General features: G+C 35.3%; 26 protein-coding genes, 1 other RNA gene, 1 pseudogene and 1 riboswitch. Of the genes and pseudogenes, 23 read left to right on the plus strand and 5 right to left on the minus strand.

The window, feature by feature from the left end:
• Window positions 1–167 precede the first annotated feature (167 nt).
• From ACYVEC_RS09990 to ACYVEC_RS10015, 6 genes are all read left to right on the plus strand, one after another.
• Window positions 168–338, plus strand: coding sequence for a YpmA family protein (locus tag ACYVEC_RS09990; protein ID WP_000358352.1), 171 nt, complete (start codon window positions 168–170; stop codon window positions 336–338).
• 7 nt (window positions 339–345) lie between these two features.
• Window positions 346–849: a cell wall elongation regulator TseB-like domain-containing protein gene (locus ACYVEC_RS09995; RefSeq protein WP_063224137.1), complete on the plus strand. Its 504-nt coding sequence runs from the start codon at window positions 346–348 to the stop codon at window positions 847–849.
• Between the two features lie 18 nt (window positions 850–867).
• Window positions 868–2,055 carry an aspartate transaminase AspB gene (aspB, locus tag ACYVEC_RS10000; protein WP_063224136.1) on the plus strand — a complete coding sequence of 396 codons (1,188 nt, stop codon included), beginning with the start codon at window positions 868–870 and terminating at the stop codon, window positions 2,053–2,055.
• Between the two features lie 122 nt (window positions 2,056–2,177).
• On the plus strand, window positions 2,178–2,885 hold the full coding sequence (gene dnaD / locus ACYVEC_RS10005; protein ID WP_060630206.1) for a DNA replication protein DnaD: 708 nt from the start codon (window positions 2,178–2,180) through the stop codon (window positions 2,883–2,885).
• Window positions 2,886–2,900: 15 nt separating this feature from the next.
• Window positions 2,901–3,548 (plus strand): endonuclease III, encoded by a 648-nt coding sequence (gene nth / locus ACYVEC_RS10010; protein ID WP_063224135.1) that lies wholly within the window; start codon window positions 2,901–2,903, stop codon window positions 3,546–3,548.
• A gap of 3 nt (window positions 3,549–3,551) precedes the next feature.
• On the plus strand, window positions 3,552–4,070 hold the full coding sequence (locus ACYVEC_RS10015; RefSeq protein WP_063224134.1) for a YpoC family protein: 519 nt from the start codon (window positions 3,552–3,554) through the stop codon (window positions 4,068–4,070).
• 23 nt (window positions 4,071–4,093) lie between these two features.
• On the opposite strand, the gene ACYVEC_RS10020 is transcribed toward ACYVEC_RS10015, so the two are convergent.
• Together ACYVEC_RS10020 and recU are read right to left on the minus strand one after the other, a co-directional pair.
• Window positions 4,094–6,820 (minus strand): PBP1A family penicillin-binding protein, encoded by a 2,727-nt coding sequence (locus ACYVEC_RS10020; protein WP_063224133.1) that lies wholly within the window; start codon window positions 6,818–6,820, stop codon window positions 4,094–4,096.
• Between the two features lie 65 nt (window positions 6,821–6,885).
• Window positions 6,886–7,488, minus strand: coding sequence for a Holliday junction resolvase RecU (gene recU, locus ACYVEC_RS10025; protein WP_063224132.1), 603 nt, complete (start codon window positions 7,486–7,488; stop codon window positions 6,886–6,888).
• Between the two features lie 103 nt (window positions 7,489–7,591).
• Here recU and ACYVEC_RS10030 point away from each other — a divergent pair, with 103 nt between their 5' ends.
• Complete coding sequence (locus ACYVEC_RS10030) at window positions 7,592–8,617, plus strand: DUF2515 domain-containing protein (RefSeq protein WP_098555661.1); 1,026 nt, start codon at window positions 7,592–7,594, stop codon at window positions 8,615–8,617.
• A 205-nt stretch (window positions 8,618–8,822) separates the two neighbouring features.
• On the opposite strand, the gene ACYVEC_RS10035 is transcribed toward ACYVEC_RS10030, so the two are convergent.
• Entirely contained in the window at window positions 8,823–8,999 is a 177-nt protein-coding gene (locus ACYVEC_RS10035) for a hypothetical protein (protein WP_001982922.1), read from the minus strand.
• Window positions 9,000–9,084: 85 nt separating this feature from the next.
• Between ACYVEC_RS10035 and ACYVEC_RS10040 the strand changes: the two genes are divergently transcribed.
• Window positions 9,085–9,327, plus strand: coding sequence for a hypothetical protein (locus ACYVEC_RS10040; RefSeq protein WP_001252039.1), 243 nt, complete (start codon window positions 9,085–9,087; stop codon window positions 9,325–9,327).
• 15 nt (window positions 9,328–9,342) lie between these two features.
• On the plus strand, window positions 9,343–9,687 hold the full coding sequence (locus tag ACYVEC_RS10045; RefSeq protein WP_097949079.1) for a YppE family protein: 345 nt from the start codon (window positions 9,343–9,345) through the stop codon (window positions 9,685–9,687).
• Window positions 9,688–9,712: 25 nt separating this feature from the next.
• Here ACYVEC_RS10045 and ACYVEC_RS10050 read toward each other — a convergent pair whose 3' ends face one another.
• Window positions 9,713–9,904, minus strand: coding sequence for a YppF family protein (locus ACYVEC_RS10050; protein WP_000242661.1), 192 nt, complete (start codon window positions 9,902–9,904; stop codon window positions 9,713–9,715).
• 177 nt (window positions 9,905–10,081) lie between these two features.
• Between ACYVEC_RS10050 and ACYVEC_RS10055 the strand changes: the two genes are divergently transcribed.
• From ACYVEC_RS10055 to ACYVEC_RS10100, 10 genes are all read left to right on the plus strand, one after another.
• Window positions 10,082–10,582, plus strand: a complete 501-nt coding sequence (locus ACYVEC_RS10055; protein WP_063224130.1) for a YppG family protein — start codon at window positions 10,082–10,084, stop codon at window positions 10,580–10,582.
• Window positions 10,583–10,739: 157 nt separating this feature from the next.
• A complete protein-coding gene (locus tag ACYVEC_RS10060) occupies window positions 10,740–11,228 on the plus strand; it encodes a CotD family spore coat protein (protein ID WP_431113584.1) in 489 nt (162 codons plus the stop codon).
• 56 nt (window positions 11,229–11,284) lie between these two features.
• Complete coding sequence (locus ACYVEC_RS10065) at window positions 11,285–11,839, plus strand: SLOG family protein (protein WP_063224128.1); 555 nt, start codon at window positions 11,285–11,287, stop codon at window positions 11,837–11,839.
• 97 nt (window positions 11,840–11,936) lie between these two features.
• On the plus strand, window positions 11,937–12,272 hold the full coding sequence (gene gpsB / locus ACYVEC_RS10070; RefSeq protein ID WP_063224127.1) for a cell division regulator GpsB: 336 nt from the start codon (window positions 11,937–11,939) through the stop codon (window positions 12,270–12,272).
• Between the two features lie 87 nt (window positions 12,273–12,359).
• An RNA gene (gene rnpB, locus ACYVEC_RS10075) (RNase P RNA component class B) lies at window positions 12,360–12,750 on the plus strand.
• A gap of 180 nt (window positions 12,751–12,930) precedes the next feature.
• On the plus strand, window positions 12,931–14,070 hold the full coding sequence (locus ACYVEC_RS10080; RefSeq protein WP_000521229.1) for a THUMP domain-containing class I SAM-dependent RNA methyltransferase: 1,140 nt from the start codon (window positions 12,931–12,933) through the stop codon (window positions 14,068–14,070).
• Window positions 14,071–14,131: 61 nt separating this feature from the next.
• Window positions 14,132–14,314, plus strand: coding sequence for a DUF3921 family protein (locus ACYVEC_RS10085; protein ID WP_098555647.1), 183 nt, complete (start codon window positions 14,132–14,134; stop codon window positions 14,312–14,314).
• A 138-nt stretch (window positions 14,315–14,452) separates the two neighbouring features.
• Window positions 14,453–16,390, plus strand: coding sequence for an ATP-dependent DNA helicase (locus tag ACYVEC_RS10090; protein ID WP_000493699.1), 1,938 nt, complete (start codon window positions 14,453–14,455; stop codon window positions 16,388–16,390).
• Between the two features lie 100 nt (window positions 16,391–16,490).
• A complete protein-coding gene (ypwA, locus tag ACYVEC_RS10095) occupies window positions 16,491–18,008 on the plus strand; it encodes a carboxypeptidase (protein ID WP_098555648.1) in 1,518 nt (505 codons plus the stop codon).
• 45 nt (window positions 18,009–18,053) lie between these two features.
• Window positions 18,054–18,524 carry a GNAT family N-acetyltransferase gene (locus ACYVEC_RS10100; protein WP_063224123.1) on the plus strand — a complete coding sequence of 157 codons (471 nt, stop codon included), beginning with the start codon at window positions 18,054–18,056 and terminating at the stop codon, window positions 18,522–18,524.
• Between the two features lie 57 nt (window positions 18,525–18,581).
• Here ACYVEC_RS10100 and mphL read toward each other — a convergent pair.
• Window positions 18,582–19,479 (minus strand): annotated as a pseudogene (gene mphL, locus ACYVEC_RS10105) (macrolide 2'-phosphotransferase MphL).
• 608 nt (window positions 19,480–20,087) lie between these two features.
• On the opposite strand from mphL, the gene ACYVEC_RS10110 reads away from it, so the two are divergent.
• The 4 genes from ACYVEC_RS10110 (at window position 20,088) to ACYVEC_RS10125 (ending at window position 24,223) form a co-directional block, all read left to right on the plus strand.
• Window positions 20,088–20,834 (plus strand): type I methionyl aminopeptidase, encoded by a 747-nt coding sequence (locus ACYVEC_RS10110; RefSeq protein ID WP_063224121.1) that lies wholly within the window; start codon window positions 20,088–20,090, stop codon window positions 20,832–20,834.
• Window positions 20,835–20,950: 116 nt separating this feature from the next.
• Window positions 20,951–21,052: riboswitch (purine riboswitch) on the plus strand.
• A 108-nt stretch (window positions 21,053–21,160) separates the two neighbouring features.
• Window positions 21,161–21,754 (plus strand): xanthine phosphoribosyltransferase, encoded by a 594-nt coding sequence (locus ACYVEC_RS10115; protein ID WP_460506280.1) that lies wholly within the window; start codon window positions 21,161–21,163, stop codon window positions 21,752–21,754.
• A 3-nt stretch (window positions 21,755–21,757) separates the two neighbouring features.
• On the plus strand, window positions 21,758–23,080 hold the full coding sequence (gene pbuX, locus ACYVEC_RS10120) for a xanthine permease PbuX (RefSeq protein ID WP_063224120.1): 1,323 nt from the start codon (window positions 21,758–21,760) through the stop codon (window positions 23,078–23,080).
• A 444-nt stretch (window positions 23,081–23,524) separates the two neighbouring features.
• Entirely contained in the window at window positions 23,525–24,223 is a 699-nt protein-coding gene (locus ACYVEC_RS10125; protein WP_275719607.1) for a DUF1963 domain-containing protein, read from the plus strand.
• Window positions 24,224–24,560 lie beyond the last annotated feature (337 nt).

Raw genomic sequence — 24,560 nt, forward strand, 5'->3', positions numbered from 1 at the left:
CTTGTATACAAAATGTATTGGTTTTCGACTTGAAACCTTTTTTTGCTGTACATGTCCTGCTATAATAGATGGGTGATGAAGCAGGGGTTGTAAAGAATGTACTCTTATTGTAACCGCATTGCGTTCTTCTATAATTAGAAATTTTTGTGTAACGGAGGAGTTTTTTCATGGATAAGAAAATCGAAGTCCTATCAACGACGCGTATTAAATATTCGTCTGACTTGTATAAAATTGTTGATAGCTTGAATCGTACGTTAAAAGAGCAGGACCTCATGTTCGGATTAGCATTAGACGAAAAAGATAAAGAAACAGCTGTATTTACGATTTACAGAACGTAGTGATAAAATGAAAAAGTGGATCTTTACAATCATTATCGTAATCGTTGCTAGCGGAATATATGGGGCGTATGTTTATAATAAAGCAATGGAAAAGAAACTTCCTAAAGAGGCAAAATCTGTAGAAATTGCGAAAGAAAAGGCAAAGCTTACAAAAGTAAAATCTGTTGATTATTATAACGGAGAATCTTCATATACAGTCGTACAAGGTACAGATGAAAAAGGAGAACAACTTATCGTTTGGGTGCCTGAGAAAAAAGGGGAAACAATAGTAAGGAAAAAGAGTGAAGGTATTTCTGAAAAAGAGGCTTTACAAAGAACGATTGAACAAGTCGGAGATGACAGTAAAGAGCCCAAAAGTAAGCCTAAAGAAATTTTAAAAGTAAAATTAGGCGTTGAAAACAATATACCACTATGGGAAGTTACATATATTGATGATGACAATCGTTATAGTTACTACAATCTTGCATTTCAAGATGGTCAGTTTTTAAAACGATATAGCATTGAAAAATAGATGTAGGGGGAACTACAAATGAAATTAGCAAAGCGAGTAGCTGCTTTAACACCATCTGCAACTTTAGAAATTACAGCAAAGGCACAAGCATTAAAAGCAGAAGGTCATGATGTAATTGGATTAGGGGCAGGAGAACCTGATTTTAATACGCCAGAACATATTATGGATGCCGCACATAAAGCGATGTTAGAAGGACATACGAAGTATACACCAACAGGTGGATTACAAGCGTTAAAACAAGAAATTGTGAAGAAGTTTACTCGCGATCAAGGAATTGCGTATGATCCGTCTGAAATTATTGTATGTAACGGCGCAAAGCATGCATTATATACATTATTCCAAGTGTTACTTGATGAAGGAGATGAAGTTATCATCCCAACGCCTTACTGGGTAAGTTATCCTGAACAAGTAAAACTCGCTGGAGGTAAGCCGGTTTATGTAGAAGGCATGGAAGACAATGAGTACAAGATTACAGCAAAGCAGCTGCGTGAGGCAATTACAGAGAAAACGAAAGCAGTTATTATTAATTCACCGAGCAATCCAACAGGAATGATTTACAGCAAAGAAGAATTACAACAGCTTGGAGAAGTATGTTTAGAACATGATATTTTAATCGTTTCAGATGAAATTTATGAAAAATTAATTTATGGTGGAGCAGAATATACTTCAATTGCCCAGCTTTCTAATGCATTAAAAGAACAAACACTTATTATTAATGGTGTATCTAAATCTCATTCTATGACGGGATGGCGTATTGGATATGCAGCAGGAAATAAGCAGCTTATTAAAGCGATGACGAACTTAGCAAGTCATAGCACGTCAAACCCTACTTCAATCGCTCAATACGGCGCAATCGCGGCATATGCAGGCTCACAAGAACCTGTAGAAACAATGCGTCAAGCATTCGAAGAGAGATTAAACATTATTTATGATAAATTAATTCAAATCCCTGGCTTTACTTGCATTAAACCACAAGGTGCATTTTACTTATTCCCTAATGTAAAAGAAGCGGTAGTTTTATCAGGATATGAAACTGTTGATGATTGGGCAAAAGCTCTATTAGAAGAGGAAAAAGTGGCTCTTGTACCAGGTACAGGATTTGGTGCTCCAAACAACGTTCGTTTATCATATGCGACATCTCTTGAACAAGTAGAGAAAGCATTAGAACGCATTCATACGTTTATGAAAAGTAAAGTGCAAGCTTAATTGTATATTTTATTAACGCAATACAAAAAACCTTCCTACATGATAGGGAGGTTTTTTTTGACGAATTGTGGCAAAAAGAATTAGCGAAAGGTGTGTTATACTAGAGAGCGAGGTGTTTGGTGATGAAAAAGAAAATGATGTTACAGTGGTTTGAACAGGGAAGCATTGCAATTCCAAAATTACTTATGATGCATTATAAAAAATTAGGGTTAAATGAAACGGAATTTATGGTTGTACTTCATGTACACACATTTTTAGAATCGGGCAATTCGTTTCCGACTCCGTCAGAGATTTCAGAACGGATGACGATTACTGAAATGAAATGTATGGAAGTAATTCAGACATTGATTCAAAAAGGTTTTTTATCACTAGAAGGTGGACAAAGATCAGAAGCGATGATGTGTGAAAGTTATTCTTTACAACCACTATGGGAAAAAATATTGCATTTCTTAATGAATGAATCAATAGAGGAAGAACAAAAAGAAATAAAACAACTGCAAGTAAATTTATATACAGTATTTGAAAAAGAATTTGGAAGACCACTTTCTCCATTTGAATGTGAAACGTTGGGGATGTGGGAAGATCAAGATCAACATCATCCGAATTTAATTCAAGCGGCCCTCAGGGAAGCTGTAATGAGTGGTAAGCTTAATTTCCGATATATTGATCGCATTTTATTTGAGTGGAAAAAGAATGGTATTAAAACAGTAGATCAAGCCCAAAATCAAGGACGAAAATTTAGAGCAAATCAACAACGAACACAGCAAACGACAAAACAAGAGACGAAATTTACTGGAAAAGTGCCTTTTTATAATTGGTTGGAGCAGTAATGTAGGAGGAAGTATATGTTAAATAAAACGCAAATCCGCTATTGTTTAGACACAATGGCGGATATGTACCCAGAAGCACATTGTGAATTAATTCATGATAATCCGTTTGAACTAGTAATAGCGGTAGCATTATCTGCACAATGTACAGATGCACTTGTAAATAAAGTGACGAAAAATTTATTTCGAAAATATAAAACACCAGAAGATTATTTAAGTGTTTCTCTAGAAGAGTTACAACAAGATATACGTTCTATTGGATTGTATAGAAATAAAGCGAAAAACATTCAAAAATTGTGCCGAATGTTATTAGATGATTACAATGGGGAAGTGCCGAAAGATCGAGATGAGCTTACGAAGTTACCAGGTGTAGGACGGAAGACAGCGAATGTTGTAGTATCGGTAGCTTTTGGAATACCGGCAATTGCTGTCGATACGCATGTAGAGCGGGTGAGCAAACGATTAGCGATTTGTAGATGGAAAGACTCTGTATTAGAAGTCGAAAAAACATTAATGAAGAAAATTCCGATGGATGAATGGGGCGTTACACATCACCGTTTGATTTTCTTTGGACGTTATCACTGTAAAGCACAGCGACCACAGTGTGAAGAGTGTCGATTGCTAGAAGTGTGTCGAGAAGGAAAGAAGCGAATGAAGGGGAAATAAAGGATGGAGCGAGTTATAGAAGTACCGAGAGAATTTCGGTACTTACCATTTTTTAAAGAAAGTATAAATTCAATTGAGTATCATACAGAACAGTCTTTTGAAGAAATCATACAATGTACTTACTTTATATTTGATATTGAAAGACAATATGAGCCGTGGAATGAAATTGAAAATAGTATTCCGGTAATGTTGAATGTATGGAAAAATAAGCATGAAGACATTGCCGCATTATTTCGAAACAGAAAGAAACAAGAAGCTGAAGGTCCGATGATTCTTTTTGCAGCGCATTTGTTATCAATTGTATATTGGTTAAATGAGCAACCTGTTCATAGTTTGGATGAAATGGAAGATTACACGAGTAAATTGGAAGTACAACCAGTTAATTTTATGGAGCGGTATTCGTTCATTATAAAGAAACCAAATAATTATCATTCTTATATTCAGTTAGCACAGTTGTATATTGAAATAGAAAAGCTATATGTAAAGAAAATGATAACAAAAAAGAAGTCCTTTTCTCGTTAAGAGAAAGGACTTCTTTTTTGTTATTAAGACTCTGTTGTAACAACATTTCCGTCTGCGTGAGGAGTAGTATCTCCTCCAGTATCCTGGTGCTGTTGTTGCTGTTCTTGTTGTTTGCGTTCCTCATCAGCCTTTTTCTTAGCTTCCTCATCAGCCTTTCTTTTAGCTTCTTCATCAGCCTTTTTCTTAGCTTCTTCATCAGCCTTTTTTCTAGCCTCTTCGTCAGCTTTCTGCTTAGCTTCTTCATCAGCCTTTTTCTTAGCTTCTTCATCAGCCTTTTTCTTAGCCTCTTCATCAGCCTTTTTCTTAGCTTCTTCATCAGCTATTTTCTTAGCCTCGTCTTGTTTTAGTTTATCTTCATTAGCTTTTTTCTGTGCTTCCTCATCAGCTTTTTTCTTAGCTTCTTCGTCAGCCTTCTTCTTAGCCTCTTCGTCAGCTTTCTTCGCGTCTGGAGTTCCTCCAGGCGCAGTGAAGGATGCACCAACTGCAGGGCTTGTTCCAGTACCTTTTTTCGCTACTACAGAGAAGCTGTAAGTAACGCCTGGTTTAATACCGCCAAGAGTAGCTGTTGTACCTTTTATTGATAAACTACCACTTGAACCGTCTGTCGCTTTATAGCTTGCTGCATATGCATCAACCTCTGCTGGTCCAGACCAGTTTAGTGTAACTGTGCTAGCACCATCGAAATTGACATTAAGACCACTAGGTGCATCTACTTTAATTTGTTTAATTGCATCTTTTTTCGCACCTTTTACATATAACTCTCCGTTTATTTCTTGTACAGAAGAAGGACGCTCAAAACGGGAGTTATCTGTAGCGAATTTGCTCATCATTACTTGGAACATTTGTTGTGCAATTCTGGTAGAGCGATCGCCAATGTAATTTTCTGGACCATCCTTTTCGTAACCAGTCCATACTGCCATTGTATACTGCGGTGTATATCCAGCGAACCAGCTATCTCTGTTTGCATCAGCTGGAATATCATATTTTTTAAGAACGTCTTCATCAAAGTTTTGTGTCCCTGTTTTACCAGCTACGTCAACACCAGAAACGTATGCTGTTGGACCTGTACCACCAGAACCAGGTTTTACTACGTCACGAAGAACGTCAGTAACCATGTAAGCTGTGTAGTCTTGCATCACTCGTTGTTCTTTCGGTTTAAAACTTTTCTTTGTCCCGTCGGGGAAGATGACTTCTTTTACGAAGTGCGGTTTATTATAGTTACCATCATTACCAAAGGCTGCATATGCACCTGCTAATTGTAATGGAGAACTATCGTTACTACCGATTGCTGTTGATTCATATACTTTGCCGTCTTTAAAGGTCATACCTAAGCCTTCAGCAAACGCTTGTGACTTCGGTAGTCCAACCGCTTGAGCTGTCTTTAAAGCTGGGATGTTTAATGATTTTTTCAAAGCTTCACGTAGTGAAACGTCACCTTTGTAACTCTTTGTTGCATTTCGTATTTTCTTTCCATTGGAATACGTATACTCTGAGTCGTTTAATTGATGGTATGTAGACCATTGTAAATTCTCGAATGCTGGACCATAGTCGAAAATTGGTTTCATTGTTGAACCAACTTGGCGTTTTAAATCAGTTGCCATATTATGACCTTTGAAAGTAGACTTACTGTCTTTGCGCCCAGCCCCAATTGCTCGAACTTCTCCAGACTTTGTATCCATAAATACGAATGATCCTTGGAATTGGTCGCTTGGATACTTAATAAGGTTGCCATCCATAATTTTTTCAGCGTAATCTTGAGCATCTTGATCAAGTGTTGTATGAATTGTTAAACCATCTGAACCAATATTTATATCAGGATATTCTTTTTCAATTTCTGTTACAACAGCATCTAAAAATGCTTGATACTTCATCTCGGTTACTTCTGAAGACGGTTGAAGACCTTCAGTTACAGGGATTTTTATTGCGTTATTCATTTCGTCTTTTGTTATATAACCATGTCGATTCATTAATGATAATACGACGTTACGACGTTGTGTAGCTCGTTCAACGTTGTCTTTTTTTGTTGGATCATAAATATTAGGACCTTGGGGTAAACCAGCGAGCATCGCAGCTTCATGTAACTGTAAGTCTTTTAAATCTTTGTTATAATATTTTTTTGCTGCTGTTGAAATACCGTACGAACGGTTACCTAAGTTAATCTTATTTAAGTACATTTCTAAGATTTCATGTTTAGAGTATTGTTGCTCTAATTTGTAAGATAGGTACCATTCTTGCACTTTTCTCTTTGCAGTTTTGTCCATCGTTAGAAAATAGTTTTTGACTACTTGTTGTGTAATCGTACTACCACCTTGAGATCCGAAACCTCCAGTGACGTTTTCCATAACTGCTTTTGTAGTTCGTTTAAAATCAATTCCATTATGGTCATAGAAACGTGAATCCTCAGTTGCAAGGAATGCATTTTCAACTACTTTTGGAATTTGATCATACGTAACGTGGGTTCGTTTTTCAGCACCGTATTCATAGAAAAAGTTCCCATCTTTATCAAGAAACTTTGTTGATAAAGGATTGACAAGTTTTGATTTGTCTAATTTTGGAGCGTCCTTCACCATAACAAAGAAAGCGGAAACGCCAGCAACAAGACCAACGATACCAAGAAGTAGACAACCTATAAGGAATTTTTTAAAAAAGGAGCCTTTTTTCTTTGGTTTTTTTTCTTTATTTGTTTCTTGCTGTTGATTTTGATTTTTTACATGATTTCGTTCTGTACGAGAACGATAATTATCTGACATTATACTTTCTCCTACCTTTCATTCTCTCCCCAAAAGTCGAAAAAAGAGCCTTAGTGATGACTCTATCACGAAAAATAAACCGTGTCTAGTACACGGATATAATCAATCCGAGGGTGATAACCGCATGATAATAAAGATCCATGCTCTCCTATTTCTTCTTTCGTAATCGATTTCCGTCCACCAGTATTTTGACGATTCCAAAACGCAATAATATGTTTTGCATCTAATAAATAAAACTCATCAAAAAGTGTAAATTTAATAATAACAAATGCAATTCCATTATGAGCTATTACTTGCTTCATATGTTCAATTTGATGAAGGTGGAAGTTTTGAAGTGGAAAACTGGTTTTATTTTTTGTTTCTTTCGCTTCAAAATCGATGTATTTCCCTTTGTATACACCGTTGTAATCTGTTGTAGAAGGTTGTTTAAAATACGCTTCTTTTACCACTGCAGCACTTCGAGCGGGGTAATCTACTTTTACAATTTGAAGAGGTGTAGGTTTTTTATGTACACATGCAATATTATGGGTTAAGTAATATTCATTTGTTTCATTCAATTCCTCTTCAAGGGACATACCTCTATTACTATAAGTATGTTTTTTAATTGGTGTTTTATGAGGTTGTGAAGCTTGATTGAACCGTTTTCCATTTGGGTAACGAATGGTCATATTGTGTCCACTCCCAACTTGTTAAGAATTACTTACAAAAGTGATTATAACAAAAAATGAAAAAAGATGTGACCTTTTTGAAGAAAGGTATGATGACTTATTCATGTTTACATGGAATGATTATGAAAAAATTAAACAATATCGTAAAAATATCGCCTGTACAGAAGAAGAAAAAACAATCGTTTACAACATTAAGAGGGAAATAGAAATAGCTAATATGGACAACATTTCTCGAACACAGTCTTATCAAGAATATTATGTAAGAAATAGTGAAATCAGGTGGGCCTTCTTAGCGAGTATGGTCTCGAGAAATGCGGGATGGAATATGACTGATTTAGAAGGGAGGTATTATGCTACTGTTTTACCTCAAAAAGTAAAAAAACATTTGTTTCTGACGTATGAAGAAGCGAATTGGATTATTTTTTTAGATGCATTTCCTCAGCTGTTGTTATACGAAGAAAGTAAGAGGAGGCAGGTGCCACTATTCTATTTGTTACAATATTTCAACGTATCAATTTTTATGGAAAAAGAATGGATATATTTTTGGGAGAAAAAAGATATAAACAGGCTCATGACAGCGCTTATTATAAATGAGCAAAATAAAATTCAAAAACCAGTTATTGAGAATGCATATTTTAAAAAACATGTATTCCATACAGCACTTTTTAAATTGCAAGAAATGCTTCATATTAGTGCCGTTATTTTTCCAACCGTTGAAGGGAATATGTATGGTTTTTCAGTTTATCAATTTGAAACGTTACAAAAGCGTATAGAACTAGGGAAGAAATTAGCGGAGTTACTGTTTCATCCAGATTATAAAAGGTTATTCCATAGGTTTGCATTGCAAACTACACACACAGGGTCAAGAGCAGATTATGAATATTATGTAAGAGTAGCTAGAAAATCTTGTACGCCAGCCCTTAGAGAGGTTTATCCTGTTGTTGCACATAAGGGGATAAGTATGAGAGATTGGTTTTGTAGAGATACAGAAATAAATGAGCTATTTTTACCAGAAGAGTATAAGGGTGAAGTTGATATAACAGAATGGTATAAAAGAAAGAGAGAGCAAATCTATGTTGCTTCTATTGTAAATCGTTTTGTTAAAAGGATGGAAGAGTTCGTGATATAATAAAAAAGAAGTCCCGTCTTCATTTATGAAGACGGGACTTCTTAATGTGAAGTAATCCTGCCATTTGTGCTAAAAATTTAATCTCAAAACTTAATGAATATAAGAGATTAAGGATGCTTCAGAAATTAGCTTTTTGTAAAAGCCCGATTGGTGAGGGTTGATAATCAGTCGGAGATGAACAGACCCCACTGATTAAAATTTTACTTTATGTAGCAGGGAAGTTTGGACCATCTAACTTTGGATTGCCAGTTTCGGGTTTATTTTGTTTGTTTTGTTTTTTCTTTTTTTCATTTTTGTTCTTTGCCATCTTCATACACCTCCTTTTTGTATTGTTACCATTTCTATAGATGACATACAAAATGATTTCTTTGACGAATAACAACTAGTTTTGTCATGTGGGCAGGAGTGGGAAATCATTCGGCGAAATTACATGACAAAGGAAAAGCAAAGAAGGGGGCGTTTTGTATATGGCGATGGTTCAGAAGGAAGATGTAATGAAAACGATGGATCAAATGTTAAGTTCTCTCGATTTGCTGGAAATGAATATAGGGATTAGAATGAATCATGCATTGAAGGATAAGAGTGAAAAAATATGCAACAAGATAGAAATAACAGAAATGCATATTGAGCATATGGAAAATAAATTAGTGCATCACGAAGAAAAAGGGAATTGGGTGAAGGCATTTCAAAACGTCGTAGTGAGTGCATAATAAGGTGGGAATAAAATGAAGTATGAAGCATTAATACAGTCTTCGGAAAAACTTATGCAGCATAATAATGAAGCGAATGTGAAAAAAAGAGAAATGATTGAATATGATTTTTATAAGGATATGAAACCATTTGTAGATATGGTAGATGAGGAATTAAAAGTGTGGAAAGAATTAGCGTATAAATGGATTAAGGAAGAAAAACCGAAGTATATACATGTACAGCAAATTGATCAAGTGTACGATAATTTACAAACAAATGTGTTGCAATGTTTTGTAAATAAAGGAAAAGGTAAGCGATTCTTTGAAACACATCAAGCCATTTCGTATACTTTGCAAAATATAATTGAGCAATGTAAGTAACAAGAGGGGAAACCCTCTTGTTTTTTTATGCTTCTGTCATTGTTGTAGGTTTTGTTGCACCGTTTATTTCTAATTCTTTTATTAACGTTCGGTAATCTGAAATGCATATTTTTCCTTCGAGATACCAATGTCTCGCAAAGTCTAACAATTCATTTACATTCTCTGTGTAATACCCCTTTTTTTGAGAAAACGCTTGTTTTAAATCCCCTAATACCATGTTGATTCCTCCCCCATGAGAATCTTCTTCTTCATTATCATAGCATGGAAGGGTTTTCTTTTTTAATTTTTTAAAAATTTAAACTTCCGACAAAAATAGACAGATACTCCGTCACACAAATTATTTTGCAGGTACATATTATATATGTAGAAACTTATGTGAAGGAGGAGAGAATGCATGTTTCAACAACCTAACGTATATCAGCAAACGAATCCATATGCACAGCAAAATATGTACCAATATAATAAGGATACATATTTACGATATAATATGTATCCTTTCGAGCCTCATTATGGAAATCAAAATTATTATCAGCCATTTGAAGTGTCGTTTATGAATCAACCGCAACAGCAGCAACCCTATATGAATCAACAACAGCAGCCCTATATGGATCAACAGCAGCAACCTTATATGAATTCACAATACTATATGCCACCACCATCTCCCTATGGAAATCAACAAGCGATGTTTTATCCACCAAAACAACCGTATCCGACGCAAAATAAACAAAAGCAACAGCAGCAACCAAGTCAATTTTCTAGTTTTGTTTCCCAATTTAAAAATTCAGATGGTAACTATGATGTAAATAAAATGATGAATACAGCTGGACAAATGATGAATGCGATGAATCAAGTGACAGGCATTGTAAAGCAAGTTGGAGGATTTTTTGGTAAGTAATTTTGGAGGGTTGTCTATAAAAAGTATCTTATATGAAGAGTAGGGACTAGACAAATTTCCTTGGAGTAAATGGGTATATATAACAAACGGCTTTCCCTCTTTTCTCATACTGTAAAGTGTAATCAGATTTTTTTTATGAGAGAGGAGAGAAAAAACTATGCATCATTGTCATCCTTGTTTTGGAGGGCATAAGCCTGTAGGACCTATTTGTACAACTGCTCCTGTCGTTCATCCGACCAAACAATGCGTAACACACTCTTTTTCAACAACGGTGGTGCCACACATCTTCCCAACACATACAACACATGTACATCATCAACAAATTAAAAACCAAAACTTCTTCCCGCAAACAAACTCGAATGTAAATGTTGTAGACCCTGTTAATCCAGGATCTGTTGGTGGATTTGGCGGCGGATTTGGCGGCGGATTTGGCGGCGGATGTGGACCATGTGGCCATGGTCATCATCACCACGGCCATCAAATATCTCCATTCGGACCAGGACCGAATGTATCACCGTTTGGACCAGGACCGAATGTATCACCATTTGGACCAGGGCCGAATGTATCACCATTTGGACCAGGACCAAATGTATCACCAGTAGGTCCAAATATCGGACCAAACGTTGGTGGAATATTTAAAAAGTAAATGATATGTTAGAACTAGCGAAATGCTAGTTCTTTTTTTGTAATTGGAGTGTTGATATGAAAGTTATTGCAGTAACAGGATATAAGCCATTTGAACTTGGAATATTTAAAAATGATCATCCAGGAGTAGAATGTATAAAAAAGGCGCTGCGTCGTAAATTAACTGCTTTTGTAGAAGATGGTTTAGAGTGGGTTATAATAAGCGGCCAGTTAGGTGTAGAATTATGGGCTGCTGAGGTTGTTTTTGAAATACAAGTAGAATACCCAAATTTAAAATTAGCGGTATTCACTCCGTTTTTAGAACAAGAAGAAAACTGGAAGGAAGATAACCGTGAGTATTACGAATTTATTCTCTCTCAAGCAGATCATATTGATAGTATTACGAAACGGAAGTATGAAAGCCCAGAGCAATTTAAATTAAAAAATCAATTTTTTATTGAAAAAAGTGATGCTCTTTTAGCTGTATATGATGAAGAAAAACCAGGGAGTCCTAAATATATTGTAGAAGCAGCAAAGAAAAAAGGAGAAATAGAAAATTATCACAGTTATTTCATTCTTTTTTCCGATTTACAAGATATAATAGAAGAGGAACAATGGAATAATGCTGAGTAATATGTAATATAGTACTCGTATATATGATTGACAAAAAGCATTGTTTCTGAAAAAATTTAGTTAATGAAAGTTTTGGCAAAAATTTGAGGTGAAGAAAATGATTTCGGATAAAATTAAATTAACAGCAAAAGATATTTTAGAAAAAGAATTTAAAACAGGTATGAGAGGTTATCAACAAGAAGAAGTAGACAAGTTTCTTGATATGATCATTAAAGATTATGAGGCTTTCCACAAGGAGTTTGATCAATTAAAGCAACAAAATGCTCGTTTAAAGCGTGAACTAGAAGAACAAAAACTAGTAGCAACGCAAGCTCCACAACAACCTGTACAAACACCAGTTGCACAACCAGTATATAACAACACGAATACGGACATTTTAAAACGTCTATCTAATTTAGAAAAAGCTGTATTTGGAAGTAAGTTATACGAATAATTTTTGGTGATAAAAAGGTAAAAGCATTTTACATAGAAAAAAACATTGCAAAATCTTTTTGTTTCCACTATACTAATGGATGTCATAACGTTTGGGTAATCGCTGCAACGCCAACGTTGTAGAGGAAAGTCCATGCTCGCACGGCCTGAGATGGCTGTAGTGTTCGTGCCTAGCCAATTCATAAGCTAGGGTATTCTGGCTGTAAGGCTGGTTTAACGGCAGGGAAAAAACCTAAGTCCTTTCGGATATGGTTTGACTACCTTTAAAGTGCCACAGTGACGAAGTCCTTGAAGAAATGATAGGAGTGGAACGAGGTAAACCCCACGAGCGAGAAACCCAAATAATGGTAGGGGAATCTTTTCCAAGGAAATGAACGATGGGAAAGGACAGGTTGTATAACCTGTAGATAGATGATTGCCACCGGAGTACGAGGCGTGGGCCGTTTGCAGTACAAAGGAACAGAACATGGCTTACAGAACGTTATGAACCAACTATGAAATAACTCAGCTCTCCTTTGTTAGAGGAGGGCTTTTTATTTGTATGAAGTTATAAATTATGAGTTAAAATGGTTAATGAGAAAATTTTTCGTAAAATGTAATAATTAATAAGGAAAATTGTTATTAATTATTGTTTGACTATACATAAGAGGTGAATGCAAATGGGAAAAGTTACTTTAATCGCAACAGCGGCAATGGGTATTGAAGCGTTAGTTGCTCGAGAAGTTCGTGATCTTGGTTATGAGTGCCAAGTAGAAAACAGCAAAGTAACATTTGAAGCAGATGAAAAGGCGATTTGTCGCACGAATTTATGGTTACGTACTGCGGACCGTGTGAAAATTAAAGTTGGCGAATTTAAAGCGACAACATTTGATGAGCTGTTTGAGAAAACGAAAGCATTAAACTGGGGAGATTATATTCCAGAGAACGGTGAGTTCCCTGTTATCGGTAAATCTTTAAAATCTGAATTATTCAGTGTTTCGGATTGCCAACGTATCGTTAAAAAGGCTGTCGTTGAAAAATTAAAAACAACATATAAACGTACAACTTGGTTTGAAGAAGATGGTCCGTTATTCCGTATTGAGATTGCAATGCTCAAGGATATTGCAACATTAACAATTGATGCAAGCGGTGTTGGACTTCATAAACGTGGATACCGTATGGATCAAGGGGAAGCTCCTTTAAAAGAAACATTAGCCGCGTCTTTAATTAAATTAACAAACTGGAAGCCAGATCGTCCTTTCGTGGATCCTTTCTGTGGATCAGGTACAATTCCGATTGAAGCAGCATTAATTGGACAAAATATCGCACCAGGATTTAACCGTGGCTTCGCATCAGATGAGTGGGGCTGGGTAGGTAAACAAAACTGGCGTGAAGCTCGTCAAGAAGCTGAAGATTTAGCGAACTATAATCAACCACTGCAAATCATCGGATCAGATATTGATCATCGTATGATTCGAGTTGCTCAAGATAACGCAGAAGAAGTAGGTTTAGGTGATTTAATTACATTTAAACAAATGCAAGTAAAAGATTTCACAACAAAAGAGGATTATGGCTACGTTGTAACGAATCCTCCATACGGAGAACGTTTAAGTGAAAAAGCACTTGTTGAACAATTGTATAAAGAAATGGGACAAGTATTCCGCCCATTAGATACATGGTCAGCATATGTATTAACAAGTTACGAAGCATTTGAGAAGTGCTATGGAAAAGATGCTTCGAAGAAACGTAAGCTGTTTAATGGATTTATCCGTACAGATTACTACCAGTACTTTGGAAAACGTCCACCGCGTAATTCATAGTATAAAACTCCTCCAGCACGCATATACTGGCTATTATGTAATGCGTAAAGGAGGAACTGATATGGATAGTTTCCAATTATCAATGATTCAAAAGGCTATTCACCGTACGTATGATGAGCTCGGAAAAGAAGTGGATAGTCAAAGTGTGATTGTAGATGAAATACAAAAAGCACAAGAAGAATATTTGTCAGCTCTTTCACATGAAACAGCAATTGATAAACGGTATTTAAAGTCATTAATATAGAAGAAAATTTTCCTTTTTCGAAAGGAAAATTTTTTTTCGTGTATTTCTATGTATGGCAACAGGGGAAAGTGGCTGCACACATATGAGTAGCAGTTGCTATATCTTTTTATAGAAAAACTTTTTGGTTGGAGGCTAAGGATGTTTACTGAGAAGAGATTACCATTTGAAGTAGGAAAACAAGACAATTTTTATGATAAGTTGAATGAGTGGATTGGAGATGTATTTTACGACATCCTTCCGGAAAAAGGCTTTGAAGAGCGTGATGAACAAATTTTTATGGCGTTTCAATTAGAGCGTGCTTTCCAAGAAAAGAAAGTAATGTTCGCGGAAGCGGGTGTAGGAACAGGGAAAACAATTGTATATCTTCTATATGCAATTTGTTATGCGCGTTATACTGGAAAACCAGCTATTATCGCTTGTGCAGATGAAACGTTAATTGAGCAGCTTGTAAAAGAAGAAGGGGACATTGCTAAGTTATCTGAAGCGTTAGGGCTATCTGTTGATGTAAGGCTTGCAAAATCAATGGATAATTATTTATGCTTACGTAAACTTGAAGATGTTATGAGTGGACGAGCTCCAGAAGTAATTGAAGACGTATATTACGAATTACCACAGTTTGTATTCGATCATGGTACGATGCAAAACTTTACTCACTATGGTGACAGAAAAGAATTTCCACTTTTAAATGACGAAGAATGGTCAAAGGTAAATTGGGATTACTTCCAAGATTGCTTCACTTGTGATTCACGTCACCGTTGTGGACAGACTCTTTCTCGTGAGCATTATCGTAAAGCAGCAGATTTAATTATTTGTTCTCAAGATTTCTATATGGATCATATTTGGACGTACGATGCTCGTAAGCGTGAAGGGCAAATTCCGTTATTACCAGAAAGTAGCTGCGTTGTATTCGATGAAGGACATCTTGTAGAATATGCAGCTCAAAAAGCTTTAACATATCGTTTAAAGCAAACGATGATGGAGCAACTTTTAACGAGATTGTTGCAAAACGATATTCGTGAGGAGTTTGCACATTTAGTAGAAGAAACAATTTGGCAAACAGAGCGATTTTTTGATGTGTTACAAGAGAATAAAAAGGAAATCGCCGGTTCTGATCGCTTAGAAATTACTGTGACAGAAAAAGTAACTGCTGAAGCGAAGCGACTTTATGCAAAAATCGGTGAAGTCGGAGACGCATTAGTATTTGAAAGTGAAATGCATACAGTAAACACGTATGATTTAAATATTGTTGATGAACATTTAGATGTATTAGAACATTCACTTCGTCTGTTCATGCACGAGAAAAATGTAATTACATGGGGTGAAGAAGGTGATGGAGCCTTCACGTTAGTGATTATGCCACGTGCTGTTGAAGAAGTATTACAAGAGAAAGTATTCTCGAAGAAGATTCCATATATTTTCTCTTCTGCTACACTATCTAACAACGATTCATTCGCATTTACGGCAAATAGTCTAGGGGTAAAAGATTACTTATCATTCTCAGTTGCCTCACCGTTTGATTATGAGGAGCAAATGGCAGTAAACCTACTATCGCATACGAAAGAAAATGAATGGGAAAGAAAGTGTCAATATACACTTGAAAATATACAAAAGACAAATGGACGTACACTTGTATTATTCCGTACAACACAAGAGCTTGCAGCGTTTAAAGAATATGTAAGTAAAGAACAAATGTCAGTTCCGTTCCTATATGAAGGGGATCAAGAAATTAGTCAGTTAGTTTCTCGTTTCCAAAATGAAGAAGAGACTGTGCTTTGTGCCGTTCATTTATGGGAAGGTTTAGATATTCCTGGTTCATCATTATCACATGTTATTATTTGGTCATTACCATTCCCTCCAAACGATCCTGTGTTTGAAGCGAAGCGTAAACATGTAAATGATCCATTCTGGGATGTAGATGTACCATATATGATTTTACGTCTTCGTCAAGGGATTGGACGTTTAATTCGTACGAGCGACGATAAAGGTGCTATATCAATCTTCTTATCTGATACAGAAGATGAGAAAGTGGTAGAAGCGGTGAAAAACGTACTACCAGTAGAAGGTAAAGAATTGTAAGGAAAAAGCTTGGCGCTTGCCAAGCTTTTTTTTATTATAAAAGGAATTTAGATTTCTATGTCGAATTAAGTTTGAGGTAGAAAAAGGAGGTTTTTATACGATGACAGTAGCTACATATGAAGTAGAAAAACAATTTTTAACATATGTGAAGAAGATACAGAATTATGGGGAAGCATTAAGCTTAATGTTTTGGGACTTGAGAACAGGTGCGCCTAAAAAAGGTGTAGACCAGCGTTCAGAAGTAATTGGTATGCTTTCATCAGAAGTGTTTGCCATGTCGACTTCAGATGAGATGGGAAATTATTTAACAGAGCTTGAAAATTTAATACGTGAAGACAAACTTTCTGAAACGACGAAGAAAATGGTTGAAGAGTGTCGTAAAGAATATGATAGAAATAAGAAAATTCCACAAGCGGAATATGAAGCGTATGTGAAATTAGAAGCGAAAGCGGAAAGTGTGTGGGAAGAAGCTCGCGAAAAATCTGATTTCGAAATGTTCCGTCCGTATTTAGAAAAAATTGTTGAATTTAAAAAGAAATTTATTACATATTGGGGTTACGAAACATATAAATATAATACATTATTAGATATGTATGAGCCGGGTATTACAGTAGAAGTGTTAGATCACGTATTTGGTCAACTTCGTGAACGTATCGTTCCGCTTGTAAAAGAAATATCGGAGTCGCAAAAGAGATTAAAGACAAGTGCTTTATCAGAACATTTTTCAAAAGAAAAACAAAAGAACTTTACATTAGAGCTATTAAAGCAATTGAATTATGACTTTGAAGCAGGTCGTCTTGATGAAACGGTACATCCATTCGAGATTACATTAAATAGAGGGGATGTTCGTATTACGACACGCTATGATGAAAAAGATTTCCGTATGGCTGTGTTTGGAACAATCCATGAATGTGGTCATGCTGTATATGAACAAAATATTGCAGAAAAATTTGAAGGTACACCGCTATGTAGTGGAACATCTATGGGTATTCATGAGTCACAATCATTATTCTTTGAGAACTTTATCGGTCGTAATAAATCATTCTGGAAGAAAAATTATGATGTATTAAAAGAGTATAGCGATGGTCAATTCAATGATATATCAGTAGATGAGTTTTATGATGCGATTAACGAATCGAAGCCATCGTTCATTCGTATAGAAGCAGATGAGCTTACATATCCGCTTCACGTCATGGTTCGTTATGAACTTGAGAAAGAATTATTTGATGGTACATTACAAGTGAAGGATTTGCCAGCGGCTTGGAATGATAAGATGGAAGCATATTTAGGAATTCGTCCGGCAAACGATGCACAAGGTGTATTGCAAGATGTTCACTGGGCTGGTGGTTCATTTGGATACTTCCCATCTTATGCGCTTGGTTATATGTATGCAGCGCAATTTAAGGAAAGAATGTTAAAAGACATTCCGAACTTTGATGCATTGTTAGAAGAAGGAAACGTAACACCAATTCGTGAATGGTTAACAGAAAATATTCACCAATACGGTAAAACGAAAAAGCCACTTGAAATTTTAGAAGATGTGACAGGCGAAGGATTAAATGCAAACTACTTAGCAGATTATTTAGAAGCGAAGTATAAAGAAATCTATGAGTTATAAAAAAGAGCTGCTTACTTGCAGCTCTTTTTTATAGGGGGTAGAAGAATGATTTATACATATACAGTAATGACGCAAAAAGAAGCGGAGGAAATGGCATATAACTGGCATTATGAAGGGAAATATTCCTTTTACGATATAGAAGCAGATGAAGAAGATTTAGCTGAGTTTTTACATGAGGAGAGTAGAGGAGATCATACTTTTTCTGTGAAGGAAAATGGCACTCTCATTGGTTTCTTAAGTTTTAGTAACGTAAATAATCAAACGGTTGATATAGGGCTTGGAATGAGACCTGATATAACTGGAAGTGGATTTGGTTTACAGTTTGTAAATGCTGGACTAGATTTTAGTAAAGAAAAATATGGTTGCAATTATATAACATTATCAGTAGCCACATTTAATGAGAGAGCAATCAAAGTGTATAAAAGAGCAGGATTTGAAGCAGTTGGGACGTTTATACAGAAAACAAATGGTAGTTGTTTTGAGTTTTTGAAAATGAGTTATTTATGTAAAAAATAATTAAAAAACAGAAGAGGGTTCTTCTGTTTTTTAGTTTAATGTTTTTTTGTAACTTCATTAACTTTCAGTTGATAGCATGTGTACAGCTATTTCATGCATGTCTTTCAAACCTGACACTTGAGCGTATTCAGCAACAGTGATACTACTCGTTGTTAGAAGTTCGATAATATGTTCATCCATTTTTGACCAAGTTTTACCGCCAGCGTTTTCATAAGAGTGAATTAACTTTGTTAGTCCATCCTTCCCAAAGAGTAGATAATGCGATGTGAAATCTATAGATAGATCACCTATCCCTACTTCTGTCCAATCGATTAAGCCAGTTGCATTATTTTTATTATTAATCAGGATATGACCTGGATGGATATCCCCATGCTTTACTCCTACGTGAGATGGCCAAAAAGAGTCTTCAGCTAGCCATGCTTGCCAACGATCCCATAAGTTTTGATTGATGTGGTATTGTTCCTTCACTCGATTCATCCTTTGTTTCATAGAAGTTCTTAATTCATTAGTAGTAAGAACTTCAACACCTATATTATTAAATTTTTGTTGAGGTAATGAGTGTAAATTCGCTAGAACTTTTCCTAATGAAATATAGTATTCAGTTGGTACATTCTTTTCGTTAAAGGTCCATATATAACTTTGTTGTTCTATATCGATAGTAGCAGCAGGAACACCACTTAGTTGTTTATAAGCAATTAGTTCCTCAGAAAATATAGACCAATCAGGAACCTGGAATTCTACATGTTTTTTCATAATTTCTAATGCTTTTTTTTTCCCATAGAGCATGTCTCATAGATTCTGGTCTACGAGGAATTCTTAGTATCCATTTATCCCCGTTTTGTTCTTTAACGTGTGCTACTTGAAAGTCAACGCCAGATTCATTGATTTCTATTGAATCTTCTAAGATATTTAGTCCTTCTTTATTTGCTAATTGTTTAACTTTAAGTGTATTCATTTTTATTTCCTCCAAATGTTTATGCTGATTTTAATGCTTTCATACGTTTTCTGTTACTATTTGTCCCTAACTACATCAATATGATTAAAGTAGCGAGATGTAAGAAAATGTAATCATAAAAAAACCACAGACTGGCTTCTGTCTGTGGTTAAGAGTAAACGAGGATATAATGAATAAACGTCTCTCTTTGTATGAAAAATATACGAAAAAAAGACAGATACATATCTGCCTTTCTCCATATGGAAAGTGTACTCTTCCGTTGAAGATTATTAAAAATGTGCAGACTAATCCTGTTTACTCTGCTTTATGAAAACAGAGCCTTTGAACATATTAAGTTACTTATTGTTCAAAGTTTGCTGACGTAGTCTTCCTGCATGCATCATCTTTAACAATCCTCCTTTTAATAGTATAGTAACAATATACTTTGTTTATAAGTAAACATCAACCAAAAATACTAGATGTAATATTAAAAAACGAATGAAATAAAAATTACATTCGGAAATAGAAAAAATGATGTTTACTTTTATAATTGAAAGTATTGGAAGAGTATGTGTATGATTGAAATTTAGTAGCAAATAGTAGGTCTAGCAAGGAAGGTAGAGGTAAGAATGGTTACAATTAAAACGAAAAATGAAATAGATTTAATGCATGAATCTGGAAAATTACTTGCTTCATGTCATAGAGAAATTGCGAAAATAATGAAACCGGGTATTACGACAAAAGAAATTAATACGTTTGTTGAAGCATATTTAGAACAGCATGGTGCAACATCTGAGCAGAAAGGTTACAACGGGTATCCATATGCGATATGTGCATCTGTAAACGATGAAATGTGTCATGGGTTTCCGGCCGATATTCCTTTAACTGAGGGTGATATTGTAACAATTGACATGGTAGTAAACTTAAATGGTGGTCTTTCGGATTCTGCTTGGTCGTATAGAATTGGAAAAGTTTCTGATGAAGCAGAAAAGTTGTTGTTAGTAGCTGAGAATGCTTTGTATAAAGGGATTGATCAGGCGATAATCGGTAATCATGTAGGAGATGTTGGCTATGCAATTGAAAGTTATGTAGCAAATGAAGGTTTTTCTGTTGCAAGAGACTTTACGGGACATGGAATCGGTAAAGAGATTCATGAAGAACCAGCAATTTTTCATTTTGGGAAGCAAGGACAAGGGCCTGAGTTACAAGAAGGAATGGTAATTACGATTGAGCCGATTGTCAATGTAGGTATGCGATATTCGAAAGTAGATTTAAATGGATGGACCGCGAGAACGATGGACGGGAAATTATCAGCTCAATATGAGCATACAATTGCGATTACAAAAGATGGACCAATCATTTTAACGAAGTTATAATTGGGAATGAAAGAGTTTACAAAACTCGAACGAAAATGATAATTTTATAAAATTTGTACGTGTTTTGTTAATAAATGCTTTTCAAAGTATAAAAAATGCGTTATAATCCATCTATAAAATAAATAGTTAGCTACACTCATATAATCGCGGGGATATGGCCTGCAAGTTTCTACCGAAGTACCGTAAATACTTTGACTATGAGTGAGGACGAATATATTTGCTTGTTTAGCATTCTTTTTTTGCGAAACTCCAAAAGCGCGTCTCTCACTTGTAACGAGTGATGGCGGCTTTTGGAGTTTTTTTATTGCATAAGAGGGGGAACAAACATGAAAGTATTACAAGAAAAGATTTTGAACGAAGGAAAGGTTTTATCTGGTGACGTATTAAAGGTAGATGCTTTTTTAAATCATCAAATTGATCCAGTACTTATGCAAGAAATCGGAAAAGAATTTGCTAAACGTTTTAAAGAAGAGAACATTACAAAAATCGTGACGATTGAATCTTCAGGCATTGCACCAGCAGTTATGGCTGCATTAGAGCTTGGTGTAAAAGTAATCTTTGCAAGAAAACGTAAATCGTTAACGTTACAAGATAATATGTACGTTGCAAACGTATATTCATTTACAAAACAAGAAACGAATGAAATTTCATTATCTCGAAATCATATCGATGAAAGTGATCGCGTTTTAATTATCGATGACTTTTTAGCAAACGGTCAGGTTGCTTTAGGTTTAATGAGTTTAGTCGAGCAAGCTGGAGCAAGCATTGCAGGAATTGGTATTGTTATTGAAAAAGCATTTCAAGATGGAGGAAAGAAGCTTCGTGAACAAGGCGTTCGTGTTGAATCACTAGCAGAAATTGCATCACTTGATAACGGCACAGTTACATTTGTACAGCAAGAAACTGCGGAGGTGAAGTAAACGATGAAGCAACATCCATTTAAAATTGCATCGCTTGGTATGCAGCATATGCTTGCTATGTATGCTGGTGCAATTATCGTTCCGCTTATTGTGGGCGGTGGACTTGGTTTAAATCAAAAAGAGTTAACGTATTTAGTCTCAATTGATTTATTAATGTGCGGCGTTGCGACAATTTTACAAGCATTATCAAATCGCTTTTTCGGTATTGGACTTCCAGTTGTACTTGGTTGTACATTTACAGCAGTTGGGCCGATGATTGCAATCGGGAAACAATACGGCGTGTCTTCTATTTATGGGGCAATTATTGCTGCGGGGTTATTCGTTGTTATTTTTGCGAAATTATTTGGAAAGCTTGTAAAGCTGTTTCCACCTGTTGTAACAGGATCTGTCGTTACAGTAATTGGAGTTACACTTGTTCCTGCCGCTATTAATGATATGGCTGGTGGAGTAGGAAGTAAGGATTTCGGTAGTCTTGAAAATTTAGCATTAGCATTTGGTGTGTTACTATTTATCATCATTATGTATCGTTTCTTTGACGGATTTATTCGTTCAATCTCTATTTTACTAGGTCTATTGTTCGGTACAATCGTTGCAGCATTTATGGGGAAAGTAAGCTTGCAAGCGGTTGGAGAAGCGGATTGGTTCCATGGTATTCAACCATTTTACTTCGGTACACCAACATTTGAATTAACACCAATTATTACGATGGTTCTTGTTGCTTGCGTAGGGATTGTAGAAGCAACGGGTGTATACTTTGCGTTATCTGATATTTGCAATAAAAAGATCGGTGAAAAAGAATTAACAAAAGGCTATCGCGCAGAAGGATTAGCGATGGTGTTAGGTGGTATTTTTAACGCATTTCCATATACAACATACTCTCAAAACGTAGGACTTGTTCAATTAACTGGAGTAAGAAATCGCGTTATTATTTATACTTGTGGTGGTATGTTAATCGTTCTTGGATTCATTCCTAAAATCGCAGCTATTACAACAATCATTCCGAAATCAGTACTTGGCGGTGCAATGCTAGCGATGTTCGGTATGGTTATGGCTTATGGTATTAAAATGTTAAGCAGTGTTGATTTTGGAAAACAAGAAAACTTATTAATTGTTGCATGCTCTGTCGGAATCGGACTTGGAGTTACAGTCGTTCCTACATTATTCTCACAACTTCCAGAAAGTATTCGTATTTTAACAGATAACGGAATCGTACTTGGAAGTGCGTCAGCAGTCCTTTTAAATATCGTATTTAATATGGTGCCGCAGCGTAAAGTGAAAGTAAAGGATGAACCAGTTCCGATACAAAGTGCGGTAAGAGAAGCGTAAAAAGCAATTAGGATACGATATGAATTGTATGTAATTAAGCCTATCTCATTTGAGATAGGTTTTTAATTTGTGGTTATTTTTAAAACACCAGTCAAATTGAACTCATCGTTTTTATTATTGAGCTAGTTTAATAAATTTATAATGTCTCAATTTCTAGATTTCCTTTTAATTCTAAAGCTTCATTACTTCAGGAGTTTTACCCGATGATGAAAAATGGTGCAACTTTTTTACAAAGGGTTAAACTTTACTCAAAACGGTACGATTTTTTATAAACAGTACAAATTTGTTTTAGATCGACAGTAAAACCATAAGAAGAGAAGTGAAATTGCTGCTTAACAATACTTTTCAAAAGAATCATTATAAAATAACATACATTATTGTTACAATATAATTACTCGTTAAAATAAAGAGAAACAAAAATATATATTTAGGAGGAGAAATATTTTGGAAATAGATCAAATAAAGAATATCTTAAGAAAAAGAGCAACTATCTTTCAAACAGGCGGAAAAAGACCTGATTTATCTATAAATGAAAGTTGGATTGGAAAGATTCCCTATTCATTACCAAATGAAACTTACCCAATCGATCGCTATCAAGATAAAATGTATGCGATCATGATGCTTAATTTAACTCAAATACCTTTTGTTCCAGAAGCAGTAAAAGATATGAAAGCAATCGCAGTATTTCTTTCTCCAAACTTTGTTAAAGATTTGTCCAACTTATCAGGGAATTTTTGTGTTAGGGAATATGATTCTTTAGAAGAACTAGTACCGAATGAAATGTCACTTACGTTTCCAAGTCTAAAACCATTCCCCTTAATACCAAAGTTAGTAGCTGATGAGTTTCCACAATGGGATACGGAAGATTTCCCCCACAACGTGCAAGATAAAATTATTGAACTTGAAAATACAATTGAGATTGACTACTACGAGGACATTTTTGAAGAAAATCATTACATACACAAATTAGGAGGCTATGCTTGCTTTGCCCAATCAGGTATCCAATGGCCCGCGGATTATAAATTTATTTTTCAAATAACAGACGATCCAAAAGCACATTTAAAGATTATTCATGACGGCGGAATTTATTTTGCTAAAAATAGTAAAACAAATGATTGGATCGCACATTGTGATTTCTTGTAGGAATAGAATTTAAAGTGATGTTCTCTCATGTCAAATCTTGCTTAGCATATATTTTCGTTAAAATGTTGACGGTATGCCTATAGCTACACGCTTTAATGGATTAAAAGAAAAGAGAGGATTTCCATTGAAGAGATATGCCAAATTACAGGTTTGAGTTAAGCCGCCCTGTATCGTAGATTAAAAGAACTTGAATAAAGTTCTTTTTTAATTTGTAATAATCTATCATGTTATTTCTTCTCTAGTCTCTTTTAATATTTCCACAGTTACATTTTGCCCTCTTACATCAAATAAAACAGTTTAGTTAGTGCTACTTCAAATGTTGCAACTAGAACACTCG

This window comes from Bacillus sp. MN7755 (assembly GCF_054771475.1).